This is a genomic window from Lentzea waywayandensis, from assembly GCF_900115955.1.
Lineage (GTDB): Bacteria > Actinomycetota > Actinomycetes > Mycobacteriales > Pseudonocardiaceae > Lentzea > Lentzea waywayandensis.
On record NZ_FOYL01000002.1, the window covers coordinates 895,016 to 917,176 of the forward strand.

Annotated in this window: 19 protein-coding genes; 14 read left to right on the forward strand and 5 right to left on the reverse strand. The window is 69.8% G+C overall.

The genetic code is table 11. The features are described 5' to 3' along the window. Positions 1-35: 35 nt before the first annotated feature. The 3 genes from BM417_RS08910 (at position 36) to BM417_RS08915 (ending at position 2,036) form a co-directional block, all read left to right on the forward strand. A complete protein-coding gene (locus tag BM417_RS08910) occupies positions 36-887 on the forward strand; it encodes an NAD(+)/NADH kinase (protein ID WP_093589832.1) in 852 nt (283 codons plus the stop codon). Positions 888-895: 8 nt separating this feature from the next. Next, a complete protein-coding gene (locus BM417_RS49835) occupies positions 896-1,021 on the forward strand; it encodes a hypothetical protein (protein ID WP_281251299.1) in 126 nt (41 codons plus the stop codon). Positions 1,022-1,088: 67 nt separating this feature from the next. Next, positions 1,089-2,036: an alpha/beta fold hydrolase gene (locus BM417_RS08915; protein WP_093589835.1), complete on the forward strand. Its 948-nt coding sequence runs from the start codon at positions 1,089-1,091 to the stop codon at positions 2,034-2,036. Here the strand turns inward: BM417_RS08915 and BM417_RS08920 are convergent. Next, on the reverse strand, positions 2,029-3,426 hold the full coding sequence (locus BM417_RS08920) for an MFS transporter (protein WP_245821794.1): 1,398 nt from the start codon (positions 3,424-3,426) through the stop codon (positions 2,029-2,031). The two genes, BM417_RS08915 and BM417_RS08920, sit on opposite strands and share 8 nt — an antisense overlap. Before the next feature lie 117 nt (positions 3,427-3,543). On the opposite strand from BM417_RS08920, the gene BM417_RS08925 reads away from it, so the two are divergent. Continuing rightward, on the forward strand, positions 3,544-4,191 hold the full coding sequence (locus tag BM417_RS08925) for a TetR/AcrR family transcriptional regulator (RefSeq protein ID WP_093589838.1): 648 nt from the start codon (positions 3,544-3,546) through the stop codon (positions 4,189-4,191). On the opposite strand, the gene BM417_RS08930 is transcribed toward BM417_RS08925, so the two are convergent. Continuing rightward, positions 4,188-5,174 (reverse strand): helix-turn-helix domain-containing protein, encoded by a 987-nt coding sequence (locus BM417_RS08930; RefSeq protein WP_093589841.1) that lies wholly within the window; start codon positions 5,172-5,174, stop codon positions 4,188-4,190. The genes BM417_RS08925 and BM417_RS08930 overlap by 4 nt on opposite strands. 98 nt (positions 5,175-5,272) lie before the next feature. Between BM417_RS08930 and BM417_RS08935 the strand changes: the two genes are divergently transcribed. Next, positions 5,273-6,235, forward strand: coding sequence for an alpha/beta hydrolase (locus BM417_RS08935; RefSeq protein ID WP_093589844.1), 963 nt, complete (start codon positions 5,273-5,275; stop codon positions 6,233-6,235). Here the strand turns inward: BM417_RS08935 and BM417_RS08940 are convergent. After that, the gene (locus BM417_RS08940) at positions 6,219-8,264 is read right to left on the reverse strand and encodes a cellulase family glycosylhydrolase (RefSeq protein WP_093590993.1); all 2,046 of its coding nucleotides are present in this window, start codon (positions 8,262-8,264) and stop codon (positions 6,219-6,221) included. The two genes, BM417_RS08935 and BM417_RS08940, sit on opposite strands and share 17 nt — an antisense overlap. Positions 8,265-8,483: 219 nt before the next feature. Here BM417_RS08940 and BM417_RS08945 point away from each other — a divergent pair, with 219 nt between their 5' ends. The 8 genes from BM417_RS08945 (at position 8,484) to BM417_RS08980 (ending at position 18,517) form a co-directional block, all read left to right on the forward strand. After that, positions 8,484-11,126, forward strand: coding sequence for a glycoside hydrolase family 9 protein (locus BM417_RS08945; RefSeq protein ID WP_093589847.1), 2,643 nt, complete (start codon positions 8,484-8,486; stop codon positions 11,124-11,126). A 111-nt stretch (positions 11,127-11,237) separates the two neighbouring features. After that, positions 11,238-12,260, forward strand: coding sequence for a LacI family DNA-binding transcriptional regulator (locus tag BM417_RS08950; protein WP_093590996.1), 1,023 nt, complete (start codon positions 11,238-11,240; stop codon positions 12,258-12,260). 352 nt (positions 12,261-12,612) lie between these two features. Beyond that, a complete protein-coding gene (locus BM417_RS08955) occupies positions 12,613-13,893 on the forward strand; it encodes an ABC transporter substrate-binding protein (RefSeq protein ID WP_407656104.1) in 1,281 nt (426 codons plus the stop codon). After that, the gene (locus BM417_RS08960; RefSeq protein ID WP_093589853.1) at positions 13,893-14,852 is read left to right on the forward strand and encodes a carbohydrate ABC transporter permease; all 960 of its coding nucleotides are present in this window, start codon (positions 13,893-13,895) and stop codon (positions 14,850-14,852) included. Before BM417_RS08955 ends, BM417_RS08960 begins: the two co-directional genes overlap by 1 nt. Continuing rightward, complete coding sequence (locus tag BM417_RS08965) at positions 14,849-15,664, forward strand: carbohydrate ABC transporter permease (protein WP_093589856.1); 816 nt, start codon at positions 14,849-14,851, stop codon at positions 15,662-15,664. Before BM417_RS08960 ends, BM417_RS08965 begins: the two co-directional genes overlap by 4 nt. Positions 15,665-15,666: 2 nt before the next feature. Further along, complete coding sequence (locus tag BM417_RS08970; protein ID WP_093589859.1) at positions 15,667-17,043, forward strand: GH1 family beta-glucosidase; 1,377 nt, start codon at positions 15,667-15,669, stop codon at positions 17,041-17,043. Continuing rightward, complete coding sequence (locus tag BM417_RS08975; RefSeq protein ID WP_093589862.1) at positions 17,040-18,059, forward strand: LacI family DNA-binding transcriptional regulator; 1,020 nt, start codon at positions 17,040-17,042, stop codon at positions 18,057-18,059. The genes BM417_RS08970 and BM417_RS08975 overlap by 4 nt, the downstream gene beginning before the upstream one ends. Positions 18,060-18,205: 146 nt before the next feature. Beyond that, positions 18,206-18,517 (forward strand): hypothetical protein, encoded by a 312-nt coding sequence (locus tag BM417_RS08980; RefSeq protein ID WP_093589865.1) that lies wholly within the window; start codon positions 18,206-18,208, stop codon positions 18,515-18,517. A 27-nt stretch (positions 18,518-18,544) separates the two neighbouring features. On the opposite strand, the gene BM417_RS08985 is transcribed toward BM417_RS08980, so the two are convergent. Together BM417_RS08985 and BM417_RS08990 are read right to left on the reverse strand one after the other, a co-directional pair. Then, positions 18,545-20,638 carry a beta-galactosidase gene (locus BM417_RS08985; protein WP_093589869.1) on the reverse strand — a complete coding sequence of 698 codons (2,094 nt, stop codon included), beginning with the start codon at positions 20,636-20,638 and terminating at the stop codon, positions 18,545-18,547. 142 nt (positions 20,639-20,780) lie between these two features. Further along, on the reverse strand, positions 20,781-21,338 hold the full coding sequence (locus BM417_RS08990) for an NADPH-dependent FMN reductase (RefSeq protein WP_093589872.1): 558 nt from the start codon (positions 21,336-21,338) through the stop codon (positions 20,781-20,783). Positions 21,339-21,424: 86 nt separating this feature from the next. On the opposite strand from BM417_RS08990, the gene BM417_RS08995 reads away from it, so the two are divergent. Beyond that, positions 21,425-22,024 (forward strand): TetR/AcrR family transcriptional regulator, encoded by a 600-nt coding sequence (locus BM417_RS08995; RefSeq protein ID WP_093589876.1) that lies wholly within the window; start codon positions 21,425-21,427, stop codon positions 22,022-22,024. Positions 22,025-22,161 lie beyond the last annotated feature (137 nt).

A 22,161-nucleotide genomic window follows, 5' to 3' on the forward strand; every position in this document is an offset into this window, starting at 1 on the left:
GACTGGCGTCGTGACCCGACAGAGGACGAACTGACGTGCACGCCGCCGGCCTGGTGCTGCACCCGCAACGAGACTCCGCCGCCGCCGTCGAGGCAGTCCTCGGCTGGGCGACCAAGCGCGGTGTCGAGATCCTCGGCATCTCCGACGAGATCCAGCGCCTGCGCTGCGAGGCCACCCCGGTCACCGCGGAGGAGCTGGGCCGCCGCGCCGACCTGCTCGTGAGCCTCGGCGGCGACGGCACGATGCTGCGCGCCATGCGCATGGCCGACGGCGAACGAGCCCCGGTCCTCGGCGTCAACCTGGGCAAACTCGGCTTCCTGGCCGAGGTCGACGTCCCGGACCTGCCCGCCGCCCTGAGCGCCATCGACGCCCACGACTTCACCGTCGAACCCCGCCTCGCCGTCGACGCGCACTTCAACGACCAGAAGGTCACCGCGTTCAACGACGTCGCCGTGGTCCGCATCCCCGGCGAAGGCAGCGCCCGCGTCGCCGTCCGCGTGGCCGGCCAGCCGTTCGTCAGCTACGCCGCCGACGCCGTCATCGTCGCCACCCCGACCGGCTCCACCGCCTACAGCTTCTCCGCGGGCGGCCCGATCACCAGCCCGTCCGTCGAGGCCCTGCTCGTCACCCCGGCCGCCCCGCACTCCGCCTACAGCCGGGGCGTGGTGCTGTCGGTGAACGACGAGGTCGACCTCGACCTGCTGCCGTCCAGCGGCCGCCTCGCCGTCGAGGTGGACGGCATGGTCGCGGGGTACGTCGAGTCTGGCCAGCGGGTGTCGTTGCGCGGCCGCGCCGGTGCCGCGCGCGTGGTGCGGCTCGGGATGACGACGTTCTACCAGCGGGCGCGCCGCAAGCTGCGGCTCACGGACTCCGCCGAACTGGGGTGAGGCCGAGGTTGTGGACGCACCGGGACGACATCGGCTCCCGCAAGGTCGCCGAGCGCGCCGGGTTCGTCCGCGACGAAGACCGGGAGATCAAGGGCGGCCTCTGGCCGACGGTCGCCCACCACCTCGTTCCCTGATCTCCACTCGTGCTCAAGCGCCGCTTGTTCGGATGTCCGCGCCGAGCAACGGATGGGGGCAAGGGACATGGAGCTGAACAGGCGCAGGGTGTTCGCGCTGGGTGCGGGCGCCGCGCTCGCCGCGAGCGCCGGGACCGCCGCCGCGGACACCGAGCGGAAGGTCGCCGAGCCGGACCTCCCCGGTTTCAGGCACAACTACGCGCAGGTCAACGGGGTGCGCCTGCACTACGTCACCGGCGGCAGGGGCGAGCCGCTGGTGTTGCTGCCGGGATGGCCGCAGACCTGGTGGCTGTACAACAAGATCATGCCCGCGCTGGCCACGAGGTTCCGGGTGATCGCGGTCGACATGCGCGGGCAGGGCGGATCGGACAAGCCGGCCGGCGGGTACGACAAGAAGACGATGGCGACGGACCTGCACGAGCTCGTCAAGAAGCTCGGGTACGACAAGGTCAACGTCGTCGGGCACGACCTGGGCAGCATGGTCGCGTTCTCGTTCGCGGCCAACTTCCCCAACGCGACGAAGAAGGTCGCGTTCATGGACGTGCTGCACCCCGACGAGAGCTTCTACCAGATCCCGCTGCTGCCGCCGCCGGGCGGATTCAGCCTGTGGTGGTTCGCGTTCAACCAGGTCATGGGGCTGCCCGAGCAGTTGCTGGCCGGGCGGTTCCGGTACCTGGTCGACTGGCTGTTCGCGAACACCGCGTTCACGCCGTCCGCCATCGACGAACGCTCGCGGCGGATCTACGCGCAGAACTACAACTCACCGGACGCCATCCGGGCCAGCAACGGCTGGTACCAGGCGTTCCACCAGGACATCGCGGACGGCAAGACGTATGCCAAGCTCGTGCCACCGGTGCTGGGACTGGCCTCGATCTCGTCCTACGACCAGTTCCTGGGCGCGCTGCCGAACGTCGCGAACCAGTTCGAGGTCGTGCGGGTCGACGGGTCCGGCCACTGGCTCGCCGAGGAGCAGCCGGACTTCGTCGCGGGCGAGATCACGCGCTTCTTCAGCTGACCGGACTGACCGGACTGACCTGCCTCACCGGACTCGCCGAGGGGATGAACGCCGCGACCACGACTGCCAGCAGCGCGGTCGCGGCGCCCAGGCCCAGGATGAGCTGGAAGCTGAACGGCACTCCCACCTGCGTGAGCACCACGCCCGCCACCGCGCTCGACACCGACGTGCCGATCGCGCGCATCAACGCGTTGAGGCTGTTGGCCGCGGCGGTCTCCGACGTCGGCACGGCGCCCATGATCAGGGCGGGCATCGCGCCGTAGCCGAGGCCGATGCCGGCCCCGATCACGGCCGAGATGATGACGAGCTGCCACACCGCGGTCAGCATGAAGATCCCCGCGCCGTAACCGAAGGCGACCACGAGCGTGCCGAGGATCAGCGTGGTGCGCGGGCCCCGCGCGTTCGAGATCCGCGCGGCCACCGGTGACGTCGCCATCATGACCAGCCCGGACGGCACCAGCACCAGGCCCGTGACGAGCAACGACTGCCCGAGTCCGTGTCCCGTCGAGACCGGCAGCTGGAGCACCTGCGGCAGCACCAGGGACTGCGCGAACATGGCGAACGCGAACACCAAGGACGCGATGTTGGTCAGCAGCACCTGACGCCGGGCCGTGGTGCGCAGGTCGACGAGCGGCCGCGGTGACCGCAGCTCCCACCAGCCCCACAGCCCGAGCACGACCGCCGCCACTACGAACAGGCCCGTGACCGTGCCGCCGCTCCACTGGGACGCCTTCGACACTCCGAGCAGCAGGCTGACCAGCGCGACCGACAGCCCCGCCGCGCCGAGGAGGTCGAACCGCCCGCCGCTGCGGACAGGGGACTCGGGCACGCAGACCAGCACCGCGGCCAGCACCAGGGTGCCCACGCCCGCGGACGTCCAGAACAGCATGTGCCAGTCGGTCTGCTCGACCAGGATCGCCGCCGCGGGCAGGCCGAGCGCACCGCCGACGCCGAGCGAGGCGCTCATCAGCGCGGTCGCCCCCGCCAGCCGTTCCACCGGCAGTTCGTCGCGCATGATGCTGATGCCGAGCGGGATGACACCGACCGCCAGTCCCTGCACCACGCGGCCGACGACGAGCGGCACCAGCGAGTAGCTCAGCGCGGCGATCACCGAGCCCGCGACCAGCAGGATCAGGCTGATGAGGAGCATGCGGCGCTTGCCGTACATGTCGCCGAGCCGGCCGACGACGGGAGTCGCGACCGCGCCGGCCAGCAGCGTCGCCGTGATCACCCAGGTCGTGTCGCCGGGCGACGAGTTCAGCAGTGCCGGGAACCTCGGCAGGAGCGGGATGACCAGGGTCTGCATCAGCGCCACCGTGATGCCGCCCAGTGCGAGGACTGCCACGACGACGTTCGGACGGGTCACCGGAGGCGTTTCTTCGAGGAGCACGTCACCGAGTCTAAGTCAGTCGCTTGACTTAATCTGGAGGGGGAGGGCATCTTGAACGGCTCGCGCGAAGGATGTCCGCGATGTCCGGAGCAGCTCCCGGTGGAAGATGGTGACGTGATGAGCAAGGTCGACAACCCGACGAGGGCCGAGCGGGCGCACGCCACCCGCGAGCTGATCCTGACCGCGGCGGAGCGCCTGTTCGCCGAGCACGGGGTGCTGGCGGTCTCGAACCGCCAGGTCAGCGAAGCGGCGGGACAGGGCAACAACACCGCCGTCGGCTACCACTTCGGCACCAAGGCCGACCTCGTCCGGGCGATCGCGCGCAAGCACCTGGCACAGGTCGAGGAGATCCGGCAGCGCATGGTCTCCGAGCTCGGCGACTCCCCGGACATCCGGGACTGGCTCAGCTGCCTCGTCCGCCCGGTCACCGAGCACCTGGACGCGGTCGGCAGCCCCACCTGGTTCGCCCGGTTCGGCGCGCAGGTCATGACCGACCCGACGCTGCGGCCGATCATCATCGAGGAGACGCGCTCGTCACCGTCGCAGGTGCGCCTCCTGGCCGGCCTGAACGCGTGCCTGGCCGACCTGCCGGACGACGTGCGGGCCGAACGCCACGACATGGCCCGCCAGCTGCTGGTGCACATGATCGCCGAACGCGAGCGCGCCCTGGCCGACGACACCCCGACCCCGCGCGCCAGCTGGCACGACACCGCGACGGGACTGGTGGACGCGCTCGTCGGCCTGTGGCGGGCGCCGGTCTCCTAAGCGTTGTCCCGCAGCCGCCGCAGCATCAGCGCCAGGTGCAACCGGAACCGCCCGGACGCCTCGTCCAGGCCGAACCCGAGCACCGACTCGGCGCGGACGAGCCGGGCGGTCATCGTGCTGTGGTGCCGGTGCAGCACCGCCGCCGCCTTGCGCACCGAACCGGTGGCGGACAACGCGTCCAGCATCGTGATCATGCCCGGCTCGGCGGCCAGCCGGTCTAGTGCGCGCACGTCCGGCAGCGCCGCGATGTCCGCGGAGTCGAGCTGTTCGGCGAGAAGTGCCAACCCGCCGAGCCTTTCCCACCACACCACCGGCTCACTGTCCGATGTGTACCGCAACGCCGTCCGCGCGGCGTGCCAGGATCGCGCCGCCTCGATCGCGGGCAGCAACGGCCCGATGCCGAGACGCCCTTCCACGTCGGGGACCTCGGTGCTCAGCACCGCCCGCACGGTGCCCAGCAGCACCGACCGCCCCGGCACCTCGCCGGTCGCCGCGAGCACGCGCAACGGCGCTGTGGCGGCGATGCCGAGCAGGTGCAGGGCACGAGATCGTTCCGCTGTACCAACGCTTTCGGACAGCACGAGCTCGATGAGCGCCGGATCGCCCAGTTCCGGCAACGGCACGCTGGAGTGCTCCAGCAGCACGGCGGCCGCGATCGCGAACCGTTCCAGCAACATGTCGTCCAACGGCGCGGGCGTGCCCTCCCGCGCGACCCAGACCCGCACGCCGCCTTCGAGAGCGCGGACGGCGGCCCGCGCGGGCACTGGCCCCGCCGTGACGGCACCACCGGTGTCGGCTCGCAGCGCCAGTCCCTGTCCTGGCGCGCTCAGGCCGACCGGGCACCCGGCGAGTTCGGACGTGCTGCGCACCAACGCGTCCAGGCCCGCGCGCTCGGTGATCAGGCGATCGAAGAACCCGATCACCCTCACCGCGCTCTCGGCGTCGGCGTCCAGCCCGGACAACCTCAGCAGCAGGCCTCGCATCACGCCACCATAGCCCCGACAGGTGGCTGGCCGGGCGCCCGAATCTCCCGCCACGTGTCGGCTGCCCGCACCGCCACATCGAGCCGAGGATCAATCCCATGAGCTACGACATCGATCCGGAACTCCTGCCCTGGCTCGACATGCTGCCGCAGGTGGTCATGACCGACTACGACGCGCTGGTCGCCGCCCGCACCCAGCAGTCGGAACTGGCCGGCCTCGTGCCGGCGTACGAACCGGCGAACCCGATCGACGTCCGCGACGAGACTATTCCCGGTCCCTCCGGCGCTCCGGACGTACCGGTGCGGATCTACCGCCGCTCCGGCAGCACGGGCCCCGTGCCCGGCCTGGTCTACATCCACGGCGGCGGGTTCGTCGTCGGCAGCGTCGAGATGTTCGACGCGCACGTGCTGAAGATCGTGGACGAACTGGACGTCGTCGTCGTGTCGGTGGACTACCGGCTGGCGCCCGAGCACCCGTTCCCGGCGCCGGTCGAGGACTGCTACGCGGCACTGACCTGGGCGGCGGCCAAGGCCGACGAGCTGGGCATCGACCCCGCCCGGCTCGGCATCGGCGGGGAGAGCGCGGGCGGCGGGCTCACCGCGGGAACCGTGCTGCTGGCACGGGACCGCGGCGGCCCCCAGCTGGCCTTCCAGTTCCTCGGCATCCCCGAGCTGGACGACCGGCTCGACACCGAGTCGATGCGGGACTACGTGGACACCCCGCTGTGGAACCGCCCCAACGCGATCTACAGCTGGACCGCCTACCTGGGCACCGAACCGGGCGGCGACGACGTCTCGCCGTACGCCGCCCCGGCACGGGCCACCGACCTCTCAGGGCTGCCGCCCGCGTTCGTCACCACCTGCCAGTACGACCCGTTGCGCGACGAGGGCGTCGAGTACGCACGGCGGCTCGCGCACGCCGGCGTACCCACCGAACTGCGCCTCTACCCCGCCACGTTCCACGGGTCCTCGCTCGTCCAGAGCGCGGAGATCACGCGCCGGATGTTCGCCGACGAGATCGAGGCGCTGCGCCGCGGACTGAAGGTCACAAGCTCCCCGTGACCGCGCTGCCCGACCTGGTGACGTGGTAGGTGACGGTGGCGCCACTCCAGTAGTGGAACGTCAGCGTCACCCGCGCGTTGTCGTTGACCTCGGCGAAGAACTCCGGCGTGAGCGTCGTGGCGCCGGTGGTGTAGTTCGGCGCGAACGCCCGGTCGAACTCCTTGAAGGAGGTCCAGTTGTGCGGGCCGGCGTTCGACCCGTCCGCGTACCTCGCCTCCATCGTGGCGAGCAGGTCGCCGCGGAAGGTGGTCGGGATCGAGAACGCGCCGGTGGTGCCGGTCGCGGCGGACAGCACCGGGACGTCGTGGGTGATGAGGTTGATCCGCCACGGCACTCCGGCCGAGAACTGGGCCGACAGCACGGCGTTCGTGCCGTAGCTCCGCGATCCGCTCAGCCGGGTCATCGCCGCCGCGGTCAGGGTGAGCTGGTCGCCCGCGATCGTGTAGTCGGTGCCCCGCACCAGTTCCGTCGTACCCTGGCGCAGGCTGGTGAACGTGGTTCCGTTGGTGTTCAACGTGATCGTCTTGGCGGCGACGGCACTCGACCGGGCGCTGAACACCTGGTCGCTCGACGCCGTGCCGGAACGGGTGGCCCAGCTCGACTTGATCTGCGCGATCAGCTCGGGATCGCTCCACTGGAAGGACGTGCGGCCGAGGTGCTGGCCGTTGTCCCACAGCATCGTGGTGATCTTCTTGGTGCGCGCGTAGTAACCGAGGTGCTCGAAGAACTTCAGCTTCTCGCCCTGCTCGATCGTGCCGGTGTGCCGGTCGAACCCGAGCAGCCCGTACTCGCCGAGGATCACCGGGACGCCACGGGCGACGAAGGTGTTGTACACGCGGTCGAACGAGTCGGTCAGGTCCTTCTGCGCGGTCGCGTCGTACCGCGTGCCGCCGGCCACGTTCACGCTGAACGGCCAGTAGCCGTAGTAGTGCACGGTCGCGATCAGGTTCGGGTCGTTGAACCCGCGCATCGACGTCGCCAGCTCGTCGAGCCGCGCCTGGTCGGACGACGTGTGCAGGGTGGGCAGCACGAGGAGCCTGCTCGCGTTGTTGCCGCCGGACCGCCGCACGATGTCGCGGAACGACGCGTTCAGCTCGTGCAGCAACTGGGCGCTCTGGGCGTCACCCGAACTGCCGGTGAACTGCGGCTCGTTCACGCTCTCGAAGACGAGCTTTCCCGGCGAGTCCTTGAAAGCGGCCGCGAGCTGCGTCCAGATCGCGTTGTAGCGGGTGAGCACGCCGGTCCGGTCGGACGGCATGGCCGAGATCCACTGCCACGAGTCGTGGTGGATGTTGATCATCACCTGGAAGCCGTCCGCCAACGCCCAGCCGACGACCTCCTTGACGCGGTTGAGGTAAGCCGCCTCGATGGTGTGGTCCGACGCCTGGTGCTGTCCCCACGTGACGGGGATGCGGATGCTCTTGAAGCCCTGCGCCTTCACGTTGTCCAGCAAGGCTTCCGTGACCCGCGGGTTGCCCCAGGACGTCTCGTCGGCGCCAGTCGAGTCCAGCGTGTTGCCGAGGTTCCAGCCCGGCTGCATCGCCGCCACCTGCGCCATCGCGTCGCCCGGCACGGGATTTCCCGTCGTGGTCGTGGTGGTCGTCGTCGGGGTCGGCCCGGGACTGCCGGTGCACGTGACTCCGTTGAGCGCGAACGACTCCGGCGCGGTGTTCGTGCCCGACCAGCTGCCGTTGAAGCCGAACGAGACCTTGGCGTTCGGCTCGATCACCTTGTTGTAGCCCGCGTCCGCGGCCGTGACCTGACTGCCGGACGACGTGACGGTCGCGTTCCAGGCCTGCGTCACCTGCTGGCCCGACGGCCACGTCCAGGTCAGCCGCCAGCCGTCGACCCGGTCACCGACGTTGGTCACGGACACGTTGGCGGTGAACCCGTTCTGCCACTGGCTCGGGACCGCGTAGTCCACCTTGCACCCCGGCGCGGCGGCGGCCGGAGCCACGACCGCAAGGCCGATGCTCGCGGCCACCGACACGAACGCCGCCGTCAGCGCGACGATGCGCCTTCCGGTCATGCCACCCACCTCCACGGCCTGGGAGCGTTCCCAGTCGGAGCCGGACTGTAACCAGCATCAACACGCTCGAAAAGTGAGTCGTCGAACTGTGGTCGAAGCGCCCGTCGAACGTGTCCGCACCCCTGTCGGACGGCTTTCGTGACCGTTACAGTCCGAAATCTGGGAGCGCTCCCAGACAAGTCGGAACCCCTGTCATCGGAGGCTGACGTGCAGAGTCGCATGTCGAGAGCTGTGGCAGCCGTCCTCGTCGCACTGCTCGCGGGGATGGCCGGTCCACTGGCGCCACCATCGGCGGCCGCACCCGCGTTCAACTACGCCGAGGCGTTGCAGAAGTCGGTCTGGTTCTACGACGCCCAGCGGTCGGGCGTGCTGCCGGCGGGCAATCGCGTGAGCTGGCGTGCGGACTCGGCGGTGCGCGACGGCGCCGACGCCGGGCTCGATCTGTCGGGCGGCTTCTACGACGCCGGCGACCACGTCAAGTTCGGGCTGCCGTTCGCGTTCAGCGTGTCCATGCTCGCCTGGGGAGCCGTGGAGAACCGGGCCGCCTACGCGAGTTCCGGCCAGCTCCCGCATCTCCTGGCGAACCTGAAGCACGGCACCGACTGGATCATCAAGGCGCATCCGTCCCCGAACGTCGTCTACGGGCAGGTCGGCGCGGGCAACCCCGACCACGCCTGGTGGGGATCGGCGGAGGTCATGCCGATGGCCCGCCCGTCGTACAAAGTGGACAGTTCGTGTCCCGGCTCCGACCTCGCGGGCGAGTACGCGGCGGCGATGGCGTCGGCGTCGATGGTCTTCAAGGACACCGACCCTGCCTACGCGGCGACTCTGCTCACGCACGCCAAGCAGCTCTACACCTTCGCGGACACCTATCGCGGCAAGTACAGCTCGTGCATCACGGACGCCGCGAACTTCTACAACTCCTGGAGCGGCTACCAGGACGAGCTCGTCTGGGGTGCGATCTGGTTGCACCGCGCCACCGGTGACGCGAGCTACCTGACCAAGGCGAAGGCGGAGTACCAGAAGCTCGGCACCGAACCGCAGAGCACCGAACGCTCCTACAAGTGGACCATCGCCTGGGACGACAAGTCCTACGGCGCCTACGTCCTGATGGCCAAGCTGACCGGCGAGCAGACCTACGTCACCGACGCCAACCGCTGGCTGGACTTCTGGACCACCGGCTACAACGGCAACCGGGTGCGCTACTCCCCCGGCGGCCAGGCGGTGCTCGACAGCTGGGGTTCTCTGCGCTACGCCGCGAACACCGCGTTCGCCGCCCTGACGTACGCCGACTGGCTGTCCACTCGCGACAGCGCCAGAGCCAGGACCTACCACGACTTCGGTGTGCGGCAGGTCAACTACGCCCTCGGCGACAACCCGCGCAACTCCAGCTACGTCGTCGGCTTCGGCACCAACCCGCCGCGCAACCCGCACCACCGCACGGCGCACGGCTCGTGGGCCGACAGCATCCAGGAACCGGTGACCAGCCGGCACGTGCTCTACGGCGCGTTGGTCGGCGGCCCCAGCACCAACAACGACGCCTACACCGACAGTCGCAGCGACTACGTGATGAACGAGGTCGCGCTCGACTACAACGCCGGCTTCACCGGCGCCCTCGCCCGCCTGTACGGGGAGTTCGGCGGCACCCCGCTCACGAACTTCCCGGTGGCCGAGACGCCGGACGGCCCCGAGCTGACCGTCCAGGCGTCGGTGAACCAGAGCGCCGCGCAGTTCACCGAGATCAAGGCGTTCGTGCTCAACAAGAGCGCGTGGCCGGCGCGGACGTTCAACGGCACGCTGCGCTACTACTTCACGCTCGACGGCACCACCACGCCGGGCCAGATCACCGTCACCACGAACTACAACCAGTGCGGCACACCGAGTGCGCCGGCGCAGTACCGCGGCGCGGTGTACTACGTGGAGATCCCGTGCCCCGGCGTGGCTCCGGCCGGGCAGTCCGCGTACCGCAAGGAGGTCCAGTTCCGCATCACCAGCACCGGCACGTGGGATCCGGCCAACGACTGGTCCCACACCGGTCTGGGCAGCGGCAACACCGTCGCCCAGACCGACCGGATCGTGCTGCGCCAGGACGGCAGGACGGTGTGGGGCAACGAGCCCGGCGGCGTGGTCGAGGACAGCGAGCCACCCTCGGTCCCCAGTGGACTGACCGCCTCGGGCGCCACCTCCACCAGCGTCACGCTGAACTGGACGGCCTCGACCGACAACCTCGGAGTCTCCGGCTACGACGTGCTCAACGGCACCACGGTCATCGGCACAGCGACCACGACCAGCCTGCGGGTCACCGGCCTCGCGCCGGACACGCCATACACGTTCTCAGTGCGCGCGAGAGACGCGGCGGGCAACGTCTCCGCGCCCAGCACATCGATCGCCACGCGCACACTCCCCGGCACAGCAAGCACTCTCGCGGTGCAGCACAAGGGATCCGGGGCAGCGACGTCGAACCAGATCGGCGCCACCCTCCAGCTCACGAACCGGGGCACCTCACCGGCCAGCCTGACCACCACGACGATCCGGTACTGGTTCACCGGCGAGGCACCGGCGGCGACGTACCAGACCTGGTGCGACTGGGCGCAGATCGGCTGCGCCGGCATCCAGGTGCGGGTGGTCAAGCTCGCGACCGCACGCCCGGGAGCCGACGCGTACCTGGAGGTGTCCTTCACGTCCGGCAGCCTCGCCGCGGGAGCGAGCACGGGCGAGATCCAGGTGAGGACCGCGAAGTCCGATTGGTCCACTTTCACCCAGTCCGACGACCACAGTTACCGGATCAGCAGTGCTCTCACCGACTTCGACCGGGTGACCGCCCACACCGGGGGCGCCCTCGCGTGGGGTGCCGAGCCCTGACGACTTCGGGACGGGACGTTCTGCGCGGCAGGCGTCCCGCCCCGACCCCAGCCGCGTTCATGGCACAGCGTCGTGCCATGAACGCGCTCTCACGGCCCTACGATGAACGTCATGACGGAGATCGACCGGCAGCGACGGCCCGGCCCGCGGATCGAGGAGGTCGCCCGACTGGCCGGGGTGTCCAAGTCCACGGTCTCCAGGGTGATCAACGACGAACGGTACGTGAGCGACAAGGCGCGGGACGCCGTGCACACGGCGATCACCCACCTCAGGTACAGCCCGAACCAGGCCGCCCGCTCGCTCGCGGGCAGCAAGGCGAACGCCATCGCGTTGATCGTCTCCGAGCAGAGCGGCCGCGTGCTCGGCGACCCGTTCTTCGCCGGGGTGCTGCGCGGGGTGCACGCCGAGCTGACCGGGCGGCAGATCCAGCTGCTGCTCCTGCTCAGCCACCCGGAGGACCACGACGACCTCCTGGCCTACCTGGCGAGCGGTCACGTCGACGGCGCGCTGCTGGTGAGCCTGCACGGCGACGACCCGCTGCCACGCCGGCTCCAGGAGATCGGCCTGCCGGTCGTCGTGGGCGGACGCCCCCTGGGCTCCGGCTCGGTCCCGTTCGTGGACTCGGACAACTTCACCGGCGGCCTGGACGCGGTGCGGCACCTGGTCTCACTGGGACGCACCAGGATCGCGACCGTCGCGGGCCCGCGCGACATGGCGGCGGGCCTCGACCGGCTCAGCGGCTGGCGGCGCGGGCTCGGCGAGGCGAGGCTGCCCGCGGACCTCGTCGCCGAGGCCGACTTCACGCCGGAGAGCGGCGCTCGCGCGATGACCGAACTGCTCGACCGGGCACCCGACGTCGACGCGGTCTTCGTCGCCGCCGACATCATCGCGCTGGGCGTGCTCCAGGTGCTGCACGCCCGTGGCAAGCGCGTGCCCGAGGACGTGGCGGTCGTCGGGTTCGACGACTCGCTGCTCGCGTCCACGGCCACTCCCCCGCTCACCACGGTCCGGCAGGACGTCGAGCAACTCGGCCGCACGATGACGTGGCGGCTGCTGGGCGAACTGGCCGGCGAGGACGGCCTTCCGCCGTCGCTGTTGCTGCCGACCTCTCTGGTGCGTCGCGCGAGCGCCTGACGCGGTGAGGTCTGGTTCGACGAGAGTCGCGGCGGCCGGACGGCCGCACACCGGTGTCGTACGCGGGCCGCGCCGCCAGGAACCGTCTGCCGCAGACCAACACAGGCCCTGACGGCGGTGCGTGCCGGGTGAAGCACGCAGTGTTAACCCAAAGGACATACTTCCGGGAACGCTCCCAGGTTTCCCAACCGTGACCTGAGTCATGAACCACGAGGTCACCCCGTCGAACGACATCGAAAAGGCCTGGTGTGGGCCGAAGTGTGTCTTGACACACGTTCGAAGCCAGTACGACACTCCTCGGCATCTGGGAGCGCTCCCAGACCCTCGCCGCCGAGACCAGAGGAGTTCTCCCGTGCGACACCGTTGGATCAGCGTGCTGATCTGTGCCGCCGTGTCCGCCGCCGCCACCACCGCTTGCGGATCAGGCGGGGCCACTCAGACCGCGGACGGAAAGACCGAACTGACGATCGCCACGTTCAACGAGTTCGGCTACGAAGAGCTGTTCAAGGAGTACGAGGCGGCTCATTCGGACGTCAAGATCACCCAGCGCAAGACCGGACAGGGTCAGCCGCACCACCAGAACCTGTTCACCAAGCTGGGCGCCGGCTCCGGACTCGCCGACATCGAGGCCGTCGAAGAGGGCTACCTGAGCCAGGTGATGTCGAAGTCCGGGCAGTTCAACGATCTCAAGGAGATCGGCCCGAAGATCGAGGACAACCGCTGGCTCCAGTGGAAGACCGACGCCGTCACCACCAAGGACGGCAAGCTCATCGGCTATGGCACCGACATCGGCCCGCTCGCCATGTGCTACCGCAAGGACCTGTTCGCCCAAGCCGGTCTGCCGTCCGACCCGGAAGGCGTGAAGGCGCTCTTCACCACGTGGGACAGCTACTTCGCCGCAGGTGACACGTTCATCGCCAAGGTCCCCGGCGTCGCCTGGTTCGACAGCGCCGCCCAGGTCTACAACGCGATGCACAACCAGCACGAGACCGGCTACTACGACAAGTCCGACAAGCTGGTCGTCGACACCAACACCGCCATCAAGGCGGACTGGACCGCGGTGACCGGCGCTGTCGCAAAGGGACAGTCGGCACGGCTCGGTGCGTTCAGCAACGAGTGGAACACCGGGTTCAAGCTCGGCAAGTTCGCCACCAAGACCTGCCCGTCGTGGATGCTCGGCGTCGTGGAGTCGCAGGCCGGCCCCGAGAACAAGGGCAAGTGGGCGGTCACCGACGCGTTCCCGAACGGTGGCGGCAACTGGGGCGGCTCGTACCTGAGCGTGCCGAAGCAGAGCAAGAACGCCAAGAAGGCCGCCGAGCTCGCCGCCTGGCTGACCGCGCCGGAGCAGCAGATCAAGGCGTTCAAGGCCAAGGGCACCTTCCCCAGCCAGGTCAAGGCGCTCGACGCGCCGGAGCTGCTGGAGCAGGCCAACGCCTACTTCGGTGACGTCAAGGCCGGCGCGCTGTTCGCCACACAGGCCAAGAAGATCAAGATCGCGCAGTACAAGGGTCCGGCCGACGGCCAGATCCAGGAGACGGTGTTCAGCCCGGCACTGCAGTCGGTCGAGCAGGGCAAGAACGCCGACGAGGCCTGGACCACCGCCGTCGAGGGCGCTCAGAAGGCGGCCAAGTAGTGACGGCCACTCTCTCCAAGGTCGACCGCGGGCGAGCGGAGGAGGTTCGCCCGCGGCCGCCGCGGTGGCACCGGGTGTCCAAACTGGACGCGAAGGTGTCGCCGTACCTGTTCGTCGCGCCGTTCTTCTTGCTGTTCGGCGCGATCGGGCTGTTCCCGCTGCTCTACACTGCCTACGTCTCCCTGTTCGACTGGGAGGTCGGCGCCGACGACCCGGCGTTCATCGGGCTGGAGAACTACCGGACCCTCTTCGAGGACGGGCAGTTCTGGAACGCGCTGTTCAACACGTTCAGCATCTTCGTGCTCTCCAGCGGTCCGCAGATCGTGGTGGCCGTGGTCCTGGCGGCGCTGCTGAACGCGAACCTGCGGGCCCGCACCGGCTGGCGGATGGGCGTGCTGCTGCCCTACGTGGCCAGCCTGGTGGCGTTGACGATCATCTTCGGCAACCTGTTCGGCCCGCAGTACGGCCTGGTGAACAGCGTGCTCACCACCGTGGGCATCGGCCCGATCGACTGGCAGGCCAGCACCTTCGGCAGCCACGTCGCCATCGCGTCGATGGTCAACTGGCGGTGGACCGGGTACAACGCGCTGATCGTCCTGGCCGCCATGCAGGCGATCCCCCGTGACGTCTACGAGGCCGCACTGGTCGACGGCGCGAGCGCGCTGCGGCGGTTCTTCAGCATCACGCTCCCGATGCTGAAGCCGACGCTGATCTTCGTGATCGTCACCTCGACCATCGGCGGCCTGCAGATCTTCACCGAGCCGAAGCTGTTCGAGCCGTCCGGCGGCAGCGGCGGCGGCACGGAGCACCAGTACCAGACCGTCGTGCTCTACCTGTACCAGTCGGCGTTCCAGGGCCTCGACCTCGGCTACGCCTCCGCCATCGCGTGGGTGCTGTTCATGGTCGTGATCGCCGTGGCAGGCCTCAACTTCTTCATCACCAGGAGGGCGGTCCGATGATGAAACGTCCGTCCTTCGCGATCTACGGCTTCCTCGCCGCGTTCGTGCTCGGCTCCGCCTTCCCGTTCTACTGGTCGTTCCTGGTCGCCAGCCGCGACAACGCTGTCCTCACCGGCGACTTCACGCTGATCCCCGGCGGGAACTTCTTCACCAACGCGGCACGGGTGTTCGACACCGTGCCGTTCTGGAAGGCACTGGGCAACAGCTTCATCGTGTCCGGCACCGTGACGTTCTCGGTGGTGCTGCTGTCGACGCTGGCCGGGTTCGCCTTCGCCAAGCTGCGCTTCCGCGGCCGGGGCGTGCTGTTCCTGTTCGTCGTGGCAACGTTGGCAGTGCCGACCCAGCTCGGGATCATCCCGCTGTACATGGCGATGGCCGAGTTCGGCTGGGCCGGCGAACTCGAGGCCGTGATCGTGCCGAACCTCGTCACCGCGTTCGGCGTGTTCTGGATGCGGCAGTACCTGCTCGACGCCATCCCCGACGAGCTCGTCGAGGCGGCGCGGATGGACGGCTGCAGCCTGTGGCGCGCGTTCTGGCACGTCGCGCTGCCCGCCGCCCGGCCGGCCGCCGCCATGCTCGGCGTGTTCACGTTCATGCAGTCCTGGAACGACTTCCTGTGGCCGTTGGTCGTGCTCAACGCCGACAACCCGACTCTCCAGGTCGCCCTGGAGAAGCTGCAGAGCGGCTACTACGTCGACTACTCGCTCGTACTCGCCGGAACCACGCTCGCGACGGTTCCGGTGCTCATCGTCTTCCTCGTACTCGGGCGGCAGATCGTCGCCGGTGTCATGCAGGGCGCCGTCAAGGGGTGAAAATGGAGAACATTGTTTTCCCGCAGGGTTTTCTGTGGGGAGCCGCCACCGCGGCGTTCCAGGTGGAAGGTGCGACCGGCGTGGACGGCCGCACCGACTCCATCTGGGACGCGTTCTGCCGGGTGCCCGGCAACGTCGTCGGTGGCGACAACGGCGAACCCGCCGCCGACCACTACCGGCGCTTCGAGCAGGACGTCGCCATGATGGCCGACCTGGGCCTCAAGGCGTACCGGTTCTCGATCGCCTGGCCACGGGTGCGGCCGGATGGCGGGAAGGTCAACCAGGCGGGGCTCGACTTCTACCGGCGGCTGATCGACACGTTGCTGGCGCACGACATCGTGCCGTGGCCGACGCTCTACCACTGGGACCTGCCGCAGAAGCTGGAGGAGACGGGCGGCTGGGCGAACCGCGACACGGCGTTCCGCTTCGCCGACTACGCGGCCTCCACCGTCGAGGCTCTCGGTGACCGCGTCGGCACGTGGACGACGATGAACGAGCCGTGGTGCTCGGCGTTCCTCGGTTACGCGGGCGGAATCCACGCACCCGGCCGCACCGAGCCGGCGGCCGCCGTCGCCGCGGTGCACCACCTGCTGCTCGCGCACGGACTCGCGGCCGACACCATCCGCGCCGCCCAGCCGGACGCCAAGGTGGGCATCACGCTCAACATGTACCCGATCATTCCCGTGGACCCCGGCAACCCGGCGGACCTCGACGTCGCGCGCCGGCTCGACGGGTTGCAGCAGCGGATCTTCCTGGACCCGTTGCTGCGCGGTGAGTACCCGGCCGACATCGTCGCGGACCTCGAACCGTTCGGGTTCAGCGAGCACGTCAAGGAGGGCGACCTCGGCGTCATCTCGGGTCCGATGGACATGCTCGGCGTCAACTACTACACCGAGCACTACGTCAGCTCCTCTCCCAACGGGGAGACCGGTCCGTCGCCGTGGGTCGGCGTGCAGCACGCCTCGTTCCCGCCCAGGGACGCCCCCATGACCGACATGGGCTGGGAGGTCAGGCCGGACGGGCTCACCGCCGTGCTGATGCGGGTGCACAACGACTACCCGCGACTTCCGTTGTACATCACGGAGAACGGCGCCGCGTTCCGCGACGACTTCTCCGGCACCGGTGCGATCGACGACGTGGACCGCACCGGTTTCATCGCCTCCCACCTGCGCGCCGCCCACGCGGCCATCGAGGCGGGGGTCGACCTGCGCGGCTACTTCTGCTGGTCGCTGCTGGACAACTTCGAGTGGGCAGAGGGGTACGCGAAGCGGTTCGGCATCGTCCACGTCGACTACGACACCCAGATTCGCACGCCGAAGATGAGTGCGAGGTGGTACAGCAGAGTGGCCCGCGACAACGCGCTGGTCGCGGTCTCATGACGGAAGGCAGGAGTCGCCGCCCCGGCCCGCGCATCGAGGAGGTCGCGCGCGTGGCCGGGGTGTCGAAGTCCACCGTCTCCAGGGTGATCAACGGCGAGAAGTACGTGAGCGAGCGGTCGCGGCAGGCGGTGCACCGCGCGATCGCGCTGCTCGGGTACAGCCCGAACCACGCCGCGCGCACCCTGGCCGGCAGCAAGGCGAACGCGATCGCCCTGGTCATCTCCGAGCAGGGCAGCCGGGTGCTCGCCGACCCGTTCTTCGCCCAGGTGCTGCGCGGGGTGCACGCCGAGCTCGCCGGGCGGCACGTGCAGCTCCTGCTGATGATGAACCAACCGCTCGACGGTGAGGACCAGATCGCGTACCTCACCGGCGGGCACGTCGACGGTGCCCTCGTGGTGAGCCTGCACGGCGAGGACCCGTTGCCGAGGACGTTGCACGAGACGGGGCTGCCCATCGTGGTGGGCGGCCGTCCGCTCGCGGGCGGCTCCGTCCCGTTCGTCGACGCCGACAACTTCAACGGCGCGCTGGGGGCCGTGCGGTTCCTCATCTCGTTGGGCCGCGAGAAGATAGCGACGATCGCCGGACCGCACGACATGGCGGTCGGCATGGATCGCCTGAGCGGCTGGCGGTGCGGGCTCGCGGAACACGGCATGGCCGTGGAACTCGTGGTGCACAGCGACTTCACGCCCGACAGCGGCGCGCTCGCGATGGAGGAGCTGCTGCGCAGGGCACCTGATCTCGACGCGGTCTTCGTCGCGGCGGACATCATGGCGCTCGGAGCGTTGCGGGTGCTCCAGGCACGTGGCTACCGGATCCCCGACGACGTGGCGGTCGTGGGGTTCGACGACTCCGTGCTCGCCGCGACGGCCGTACCGCCGCTCACCACCGTGCGGCAGGACGTGGAGGGGTTCGGCCGGACCATGACCTGGCGGCTGCTGGCCGAGCTGGCGGGCGAGGAGAAGCTGCCGCAGTCCATGCTGCTGCCCACGTCACTGGTGCGCCGGGCGAGCGCCTGATCGTGCTTGCACCCCACCGTTTCGATCGCCCTCGCGTCGAATCGAATCGAACCCATTCGACGCGGAAGTAATTCCTCCCGGGCCTGAACCAGAGCCAGGACCAGGCCGTATTACGACATGCGAGTGGGAGAGAGCGGGGGTTGCGGATGCAGGCGGGCCGATTCTTCGACGATTCACCGGACGACGATCCGGAACTGCCGGACACAGCGGTGCTGCGCGTGCTGTGGATGACCGCGCAGGGAATGGTGTGGCCGTGGCTGCTGCAGAGCATGTGCCGCGGCGACGCCATCGAGCACGCCCTGAAGAGCGAGCTGATCTGGGCGCCGGTCGGCGACCACCTCGGCTACCACATCACGGACGCCGGGCGGCGGCGCATCATGGACTGGTACCAGGAGAACCGCCCCGGCCGGGGTTCGCAGGACGACTCGGCGCACTGGCGCGCCGTCACCATGCGCTGAACGACGTCGACCGGACTAGGCGAACACCTACCGGTCCGACGCGAACACGCGCACGTCCCGTTCCCCGAGTGCGACGCGCCCGCCCGCCGGAACGCCGTCACCGCCCAGCAGGTCGGTGAGCGCGACCGGCGTGACGACCTCGGTGCGGTCTCCGCTCCAGTTGTGCACCACGTGAAGACGACGTCCGTCCGGCGAGGTGCCGGTCGTCACGGTGACCGTCTCCGGGAGATCCGCCCAGCCCGACACCGGTGCGGGCGCGAGCCACCTCGCGAGCGCGGCGGCGAGAGCGCGGCCGGGCACCGTGCCGACGCAGGTGACACGACCGGCGCCGTGCCGCCGGGTGGTGACCGCGGGCCAGCGTCCGAAGTGGTCGTGGTCGTACTCCACGAGCACGTCCGCGTCGGTGAGCGTGTACCCCTCGACCCACCGGGTGGCGACCGCGTCCGCGGGCAGGTGCGGCGCGAATCCCGCCGCGGCACGCACGCGCAGGTCGCCGGAGAGGTTGCTGAACTCGTCGTAGTGGACGCCCGCCGCCTCGGTGAGGCGGCCGGGAGCGGGTTCGTGGCGTGCCCTGCCCTCCTGGTCGGCGTAGGCGGTGCGAGGTCCGATGACCAGGTGGCCGCCCGAGCGCGCGTACTCCGCGAGCCAGTCGATCGTCGCGTCGTCGGCGAGGTACAGGGCGGGCGCGATCAGCACGGGGTGCCGTCGCGCGGCCTCCTCCAGGTCGGGCAGCCGGCGGGCGTGGATCATCCGCACCTGCCGTCCCGCCTCGAACGCGCCCCGGTAGAACGAGTCGAAGATCCGCTGGTACGCGGCGGCGTCCGGCCCACCGTCCGGAGTGGACAGCGGAGGGTACTTCTGCATGAACCACTTGCTGGGCACCGAGTGGACGATCGCGATGTCGGCGTCCGGCTCGACGCCCGCGACCGCCGCGCCCGCGGTCTCGAACTCGGCTCCCAGCCTCACGAGCTCGCTGTACACGCGACCGGGCCGGCCGCTGTGCGGGAGCACGCCGCCCCAGTAGGTCTCCGCGCCGAAGTGCAGCGTGTGCCAGTGCCAGTACTCGATCATCCGCGCGCCGCGGGCCACGAACGCCCAGGCGGCCTGGCGCCACTGGCCGTCGTAGGCGGGACGGTTGTCCCAGGGCGAGCCGATGTTCCCGGCGTTGGTCTCGGTGACCAGGAACGGTTCCCGGCGGGAGGAGAAGATCCAGTCGGCACCGCGGTAGAACGCCCAGACTCCCCTGGTCTTCCAGCCCTGCTCGTGGTCGTCCGGCGTGGGGTCGGGCAGCGTGAGCCCGTCCTGCATGTCGTAGTAGGGGTTCGCGGCGGTGACGTCCACGTGGTCGGTCAGCTCGTCGTCGTTCAGAGCCACGTGCGGGTAGTGCAGGCAGGTGGTGACGAACTGCTCCGGCCGCGCGTGCTCGCGGACGATGCCGGCCTGCCACGCGACGAACTCCGTGGTCTGCCGTGCCTGGAAGGCGCGCCACGCGACGTCGTACTGCGGCTGGGCGTTGCCCTCCGGCGTCCACAGGTCGGCCCAGTCCGACAGCCGATGGGACCAGTACACCAGGCCCCACGCGCGGTTGAGGTTCTCGACGTCGCCGTAGGTGGCGCGCAGGTGGTCGACGAAGCGCTGGAACACGCCGTGGTTGTGCAGCAGGTGCACGCCCGGTTCGTTGTCCACCTGGAAACCGATGACCGAGGGGTGGCCGGCGTACCGCTCGGCGATCCTGCGCGTGACCCGTTCGGCGTGGAAGCGGAAGGCGGGGTGGGTGAAGTCGACCTCCTGCCGGGCTCCCCAGCCGACGCGCCGGCCGTCGGCCCGCTCGGCCGCGATCTCCGGGTACTGCCGGGCGAGCCACGGCGGCACCGCGTACGTCGGCGTGCCGAGCACGACGAAGATCCCGCGTTCGTGAGCGCCGTCGAGCACCGGCTGGAGCCAGTCCAGCTCGAACCGGCCGTTCTCCGGCTCCCACGTCGACCACACCGACTCGCCGACCCTGATGACGGTGAAACCGGCCTGTGCCATCAGGTCCAGGTCGGTTTCGAGCCGCTCGTACGGCTGGTACTCGTGGTAGTACGCGGCGCCGAACAACACCCGCTCGGGCAGGACAGCCATCAGGAGACCTCCGTGGTGAGCGGGACGCTCACGTGATCATCGGAGGCTTCTCCCGGTGGCGCAACGGAAGTCGGCGCTTCCGTTGGGGCGCTGCGCCTTTCGGGGCACGTTCGACTCGAATCGACAGTCGAACGCGGCCCGGTCAGACGGTCGCGGTCGTGCGGGCGGCCAGGCCCTCGATGACGCCGGACAGCTTCTCGGTGACCTCGGGGTCGTCGACCGGGTGGAGCTCGGCGAAGCGCACGACGGAGCCGGGGATCGACAGGGTCAGGTCCTCGGCGACCTCGCCGCCGGCGATCTTGACGGCCTTGCGGGCCTCGTCCTGCGCCCACACCCCGCCGTACTGGCCGAACGCGGTGCCCACGACGGCGACCGGCTTGCCGGACAGGGCGCCGGCACCGTAGGGACGCGACAGCCAGTCGATGGCGTTCTTCAGCACCGCGGGAATGGTGCCGTTGTACTCGGGCGACACCAGCAGCAGCGCGTCAGCCTGCGCGGCGGCCTCCCGCAGCTTCACGGCGGAAGCGGGGACGCTGCCTTCGGCGTCGATGTCCTCGTTGTAGAACGGCACGGTGTCCAGGCCGTCGAACAGACCGACCTCGACGTGCTCCGGCGCGATCTGGACCGCGGCCTCGGCGAGCCTGCGGTTGTGCGATCCGGCGCGGAGGCTGCCGACGAGCGTGAGGATGCGGACGGCCATGACGTGACTCCCAGGTGCAGATGGTGATCGAGCGACTACCCCCTAAACGGGACGCGGCCCGGTTATCTTCCGGCTAGGCTGCGAAGGTGATCGACGGCACACCCGTCCCGCTCGCCGGGCCGGAGACGAACCTGCGCGCGGACGCGGTGCGCAACAGGGCCCTGTTGCTCGAAGCGGCGACGCGCATCGCGAGCGAACGAGGTGCCGCGGCGATCACGATGGAGACCGTGGCCACGGCGGCGGGGGTCGGCAAGGGCACGGTGTCGCGCCGCTTCGGCGACCGCAACGGACTGCTGCGGGCGTTGCTGGACCACTCGGAGAGCCGGTTCCAGGAGGCGTTCCTGAGCGGTCCTCCGCCGCTCGGGCCGGGCGCCGACGCCGCCACGAGGCTCAGGGCGTTCGGTCCCGCCCTCCTGCGCCACGAGCACGAGCACCGCGACCTCTACCTGGCGGCCGAGCCGCCGCCCGACCGCCGGTTCGCGGTCCCGGCCGATCAGCTGCGGCACAGGCACGTGGTCGTGCTGCTGCGCGAGGTCCTCCCCGGCGCCGACTCCGACCTGCTCGCCCACACCCTGCTGGCCTCGGTGGACGTCGTCCTGGCCGACCACCTCCTGCGCGAGGGCGGCATGTCGCTGGAGCGACTCGAGGCCGGGTGGCACGACCTCGTCGACCGACTCCTGGGCTGACCGTCCCCGATCGCCCTCGCGGATCGAGTCGAATCGAGGGTCGAATGCGATCAGTGACCGCACGGGGCTTGTAGCCGTCCCCGAACTCGCCCTACGGTCCCTGGGAGCGCTCCCAGAAGACCGTCGACGAGGACGGA

Coding starts and splice junctions, on each gene's coding strand:
- BM417_RS08915 (WP_093589835.1), top strand. CDS start 1,089: ATGGAGCTGAACAGGCGCAGGGTGTTCGCGCTGGGTGCGGGCGCCGCG.
- BM417_RS08925 (WP_093589838.1), top strand. CDS start 3,544: ATGAGCAAGGTCGACAACCCGACGAGGGCCGAGCGGGCGCACGCCACC.
- BM417_RS08930 (WP_093589841.1), bottom strand. CDS start 5,174: ATGCGAGGCCTGCTGCTGAGGTTGTCCGGGCTGGACGCCGACGCCGAG.
- BM417_RS08935 (WP_093589844.1), top strand. CDS start 5,273: ATGAGCTACGACATCGATCCGGAACTCCTGCCCTGGCTCGACATGCTG.
- BM417_RS08940 (WP_093590993.1), bottom strand. CDS start 8,264: ATGACCGGAAGGCGCATCGTCGCGCTGACGGCGGCGTTCGTGTCGGTG.
- BM417_RS08945 (WP_093589847.1), top strand. CDS start 8,484: ATGTCGAGAGCTGTGGCAGCCGTCCTCGTCGCACTGCTCGCGGGGATG.
- BM417_RS08950 (WP_093590996.1), top strand. CDS start 11,238: ATGACGGAGATCGACCGGCAGCGACGGCCCGGCCCGCGGATCGAGGAG.
- BM417_RS08965 (WP_093589856.1), top strand. CDS start 14,849: ATGATGAAACGTCCGTCCTTCGCGATCTACGGCTTCCTCGCCGCGTTC.
- BM417_RS08970 (WP_093589859.1), top strand. CDS start 15,667: ATGGAGAACATTGTTTTCCCGCAGGGTTTTCTGTGGGGAGCCGCCACC.
- BM417_RS08975 (WP_093589862.1), top strand. CDS start 17,040: ATGACGGAAGGCAGGAGTCGCCGCCCCGGCCCGCGCATCGAGGAGGTC.
- BM417_RS08980 (WP_093589865.1), top strand. CDS start 18,206: ATGCAGGCGGGCCGATTCTTCGACGATTCACCGGACGACGATCCGGAA.
- BM417_RS08985 (WP_093589869.1), bottom strand. CDS start 20,638: ATGGCTGTCCTGCCCGAGCGGGTGTTGTTCGGCGCCGCGTACTACCAC.
- BM417_RS08990 (WP_093589872.1), bottom strand. CDS start 21,338: ATGGCCGTCCGCATCCTCACGCTCGTCGGCAGCCTCCGCGCCGGATCG.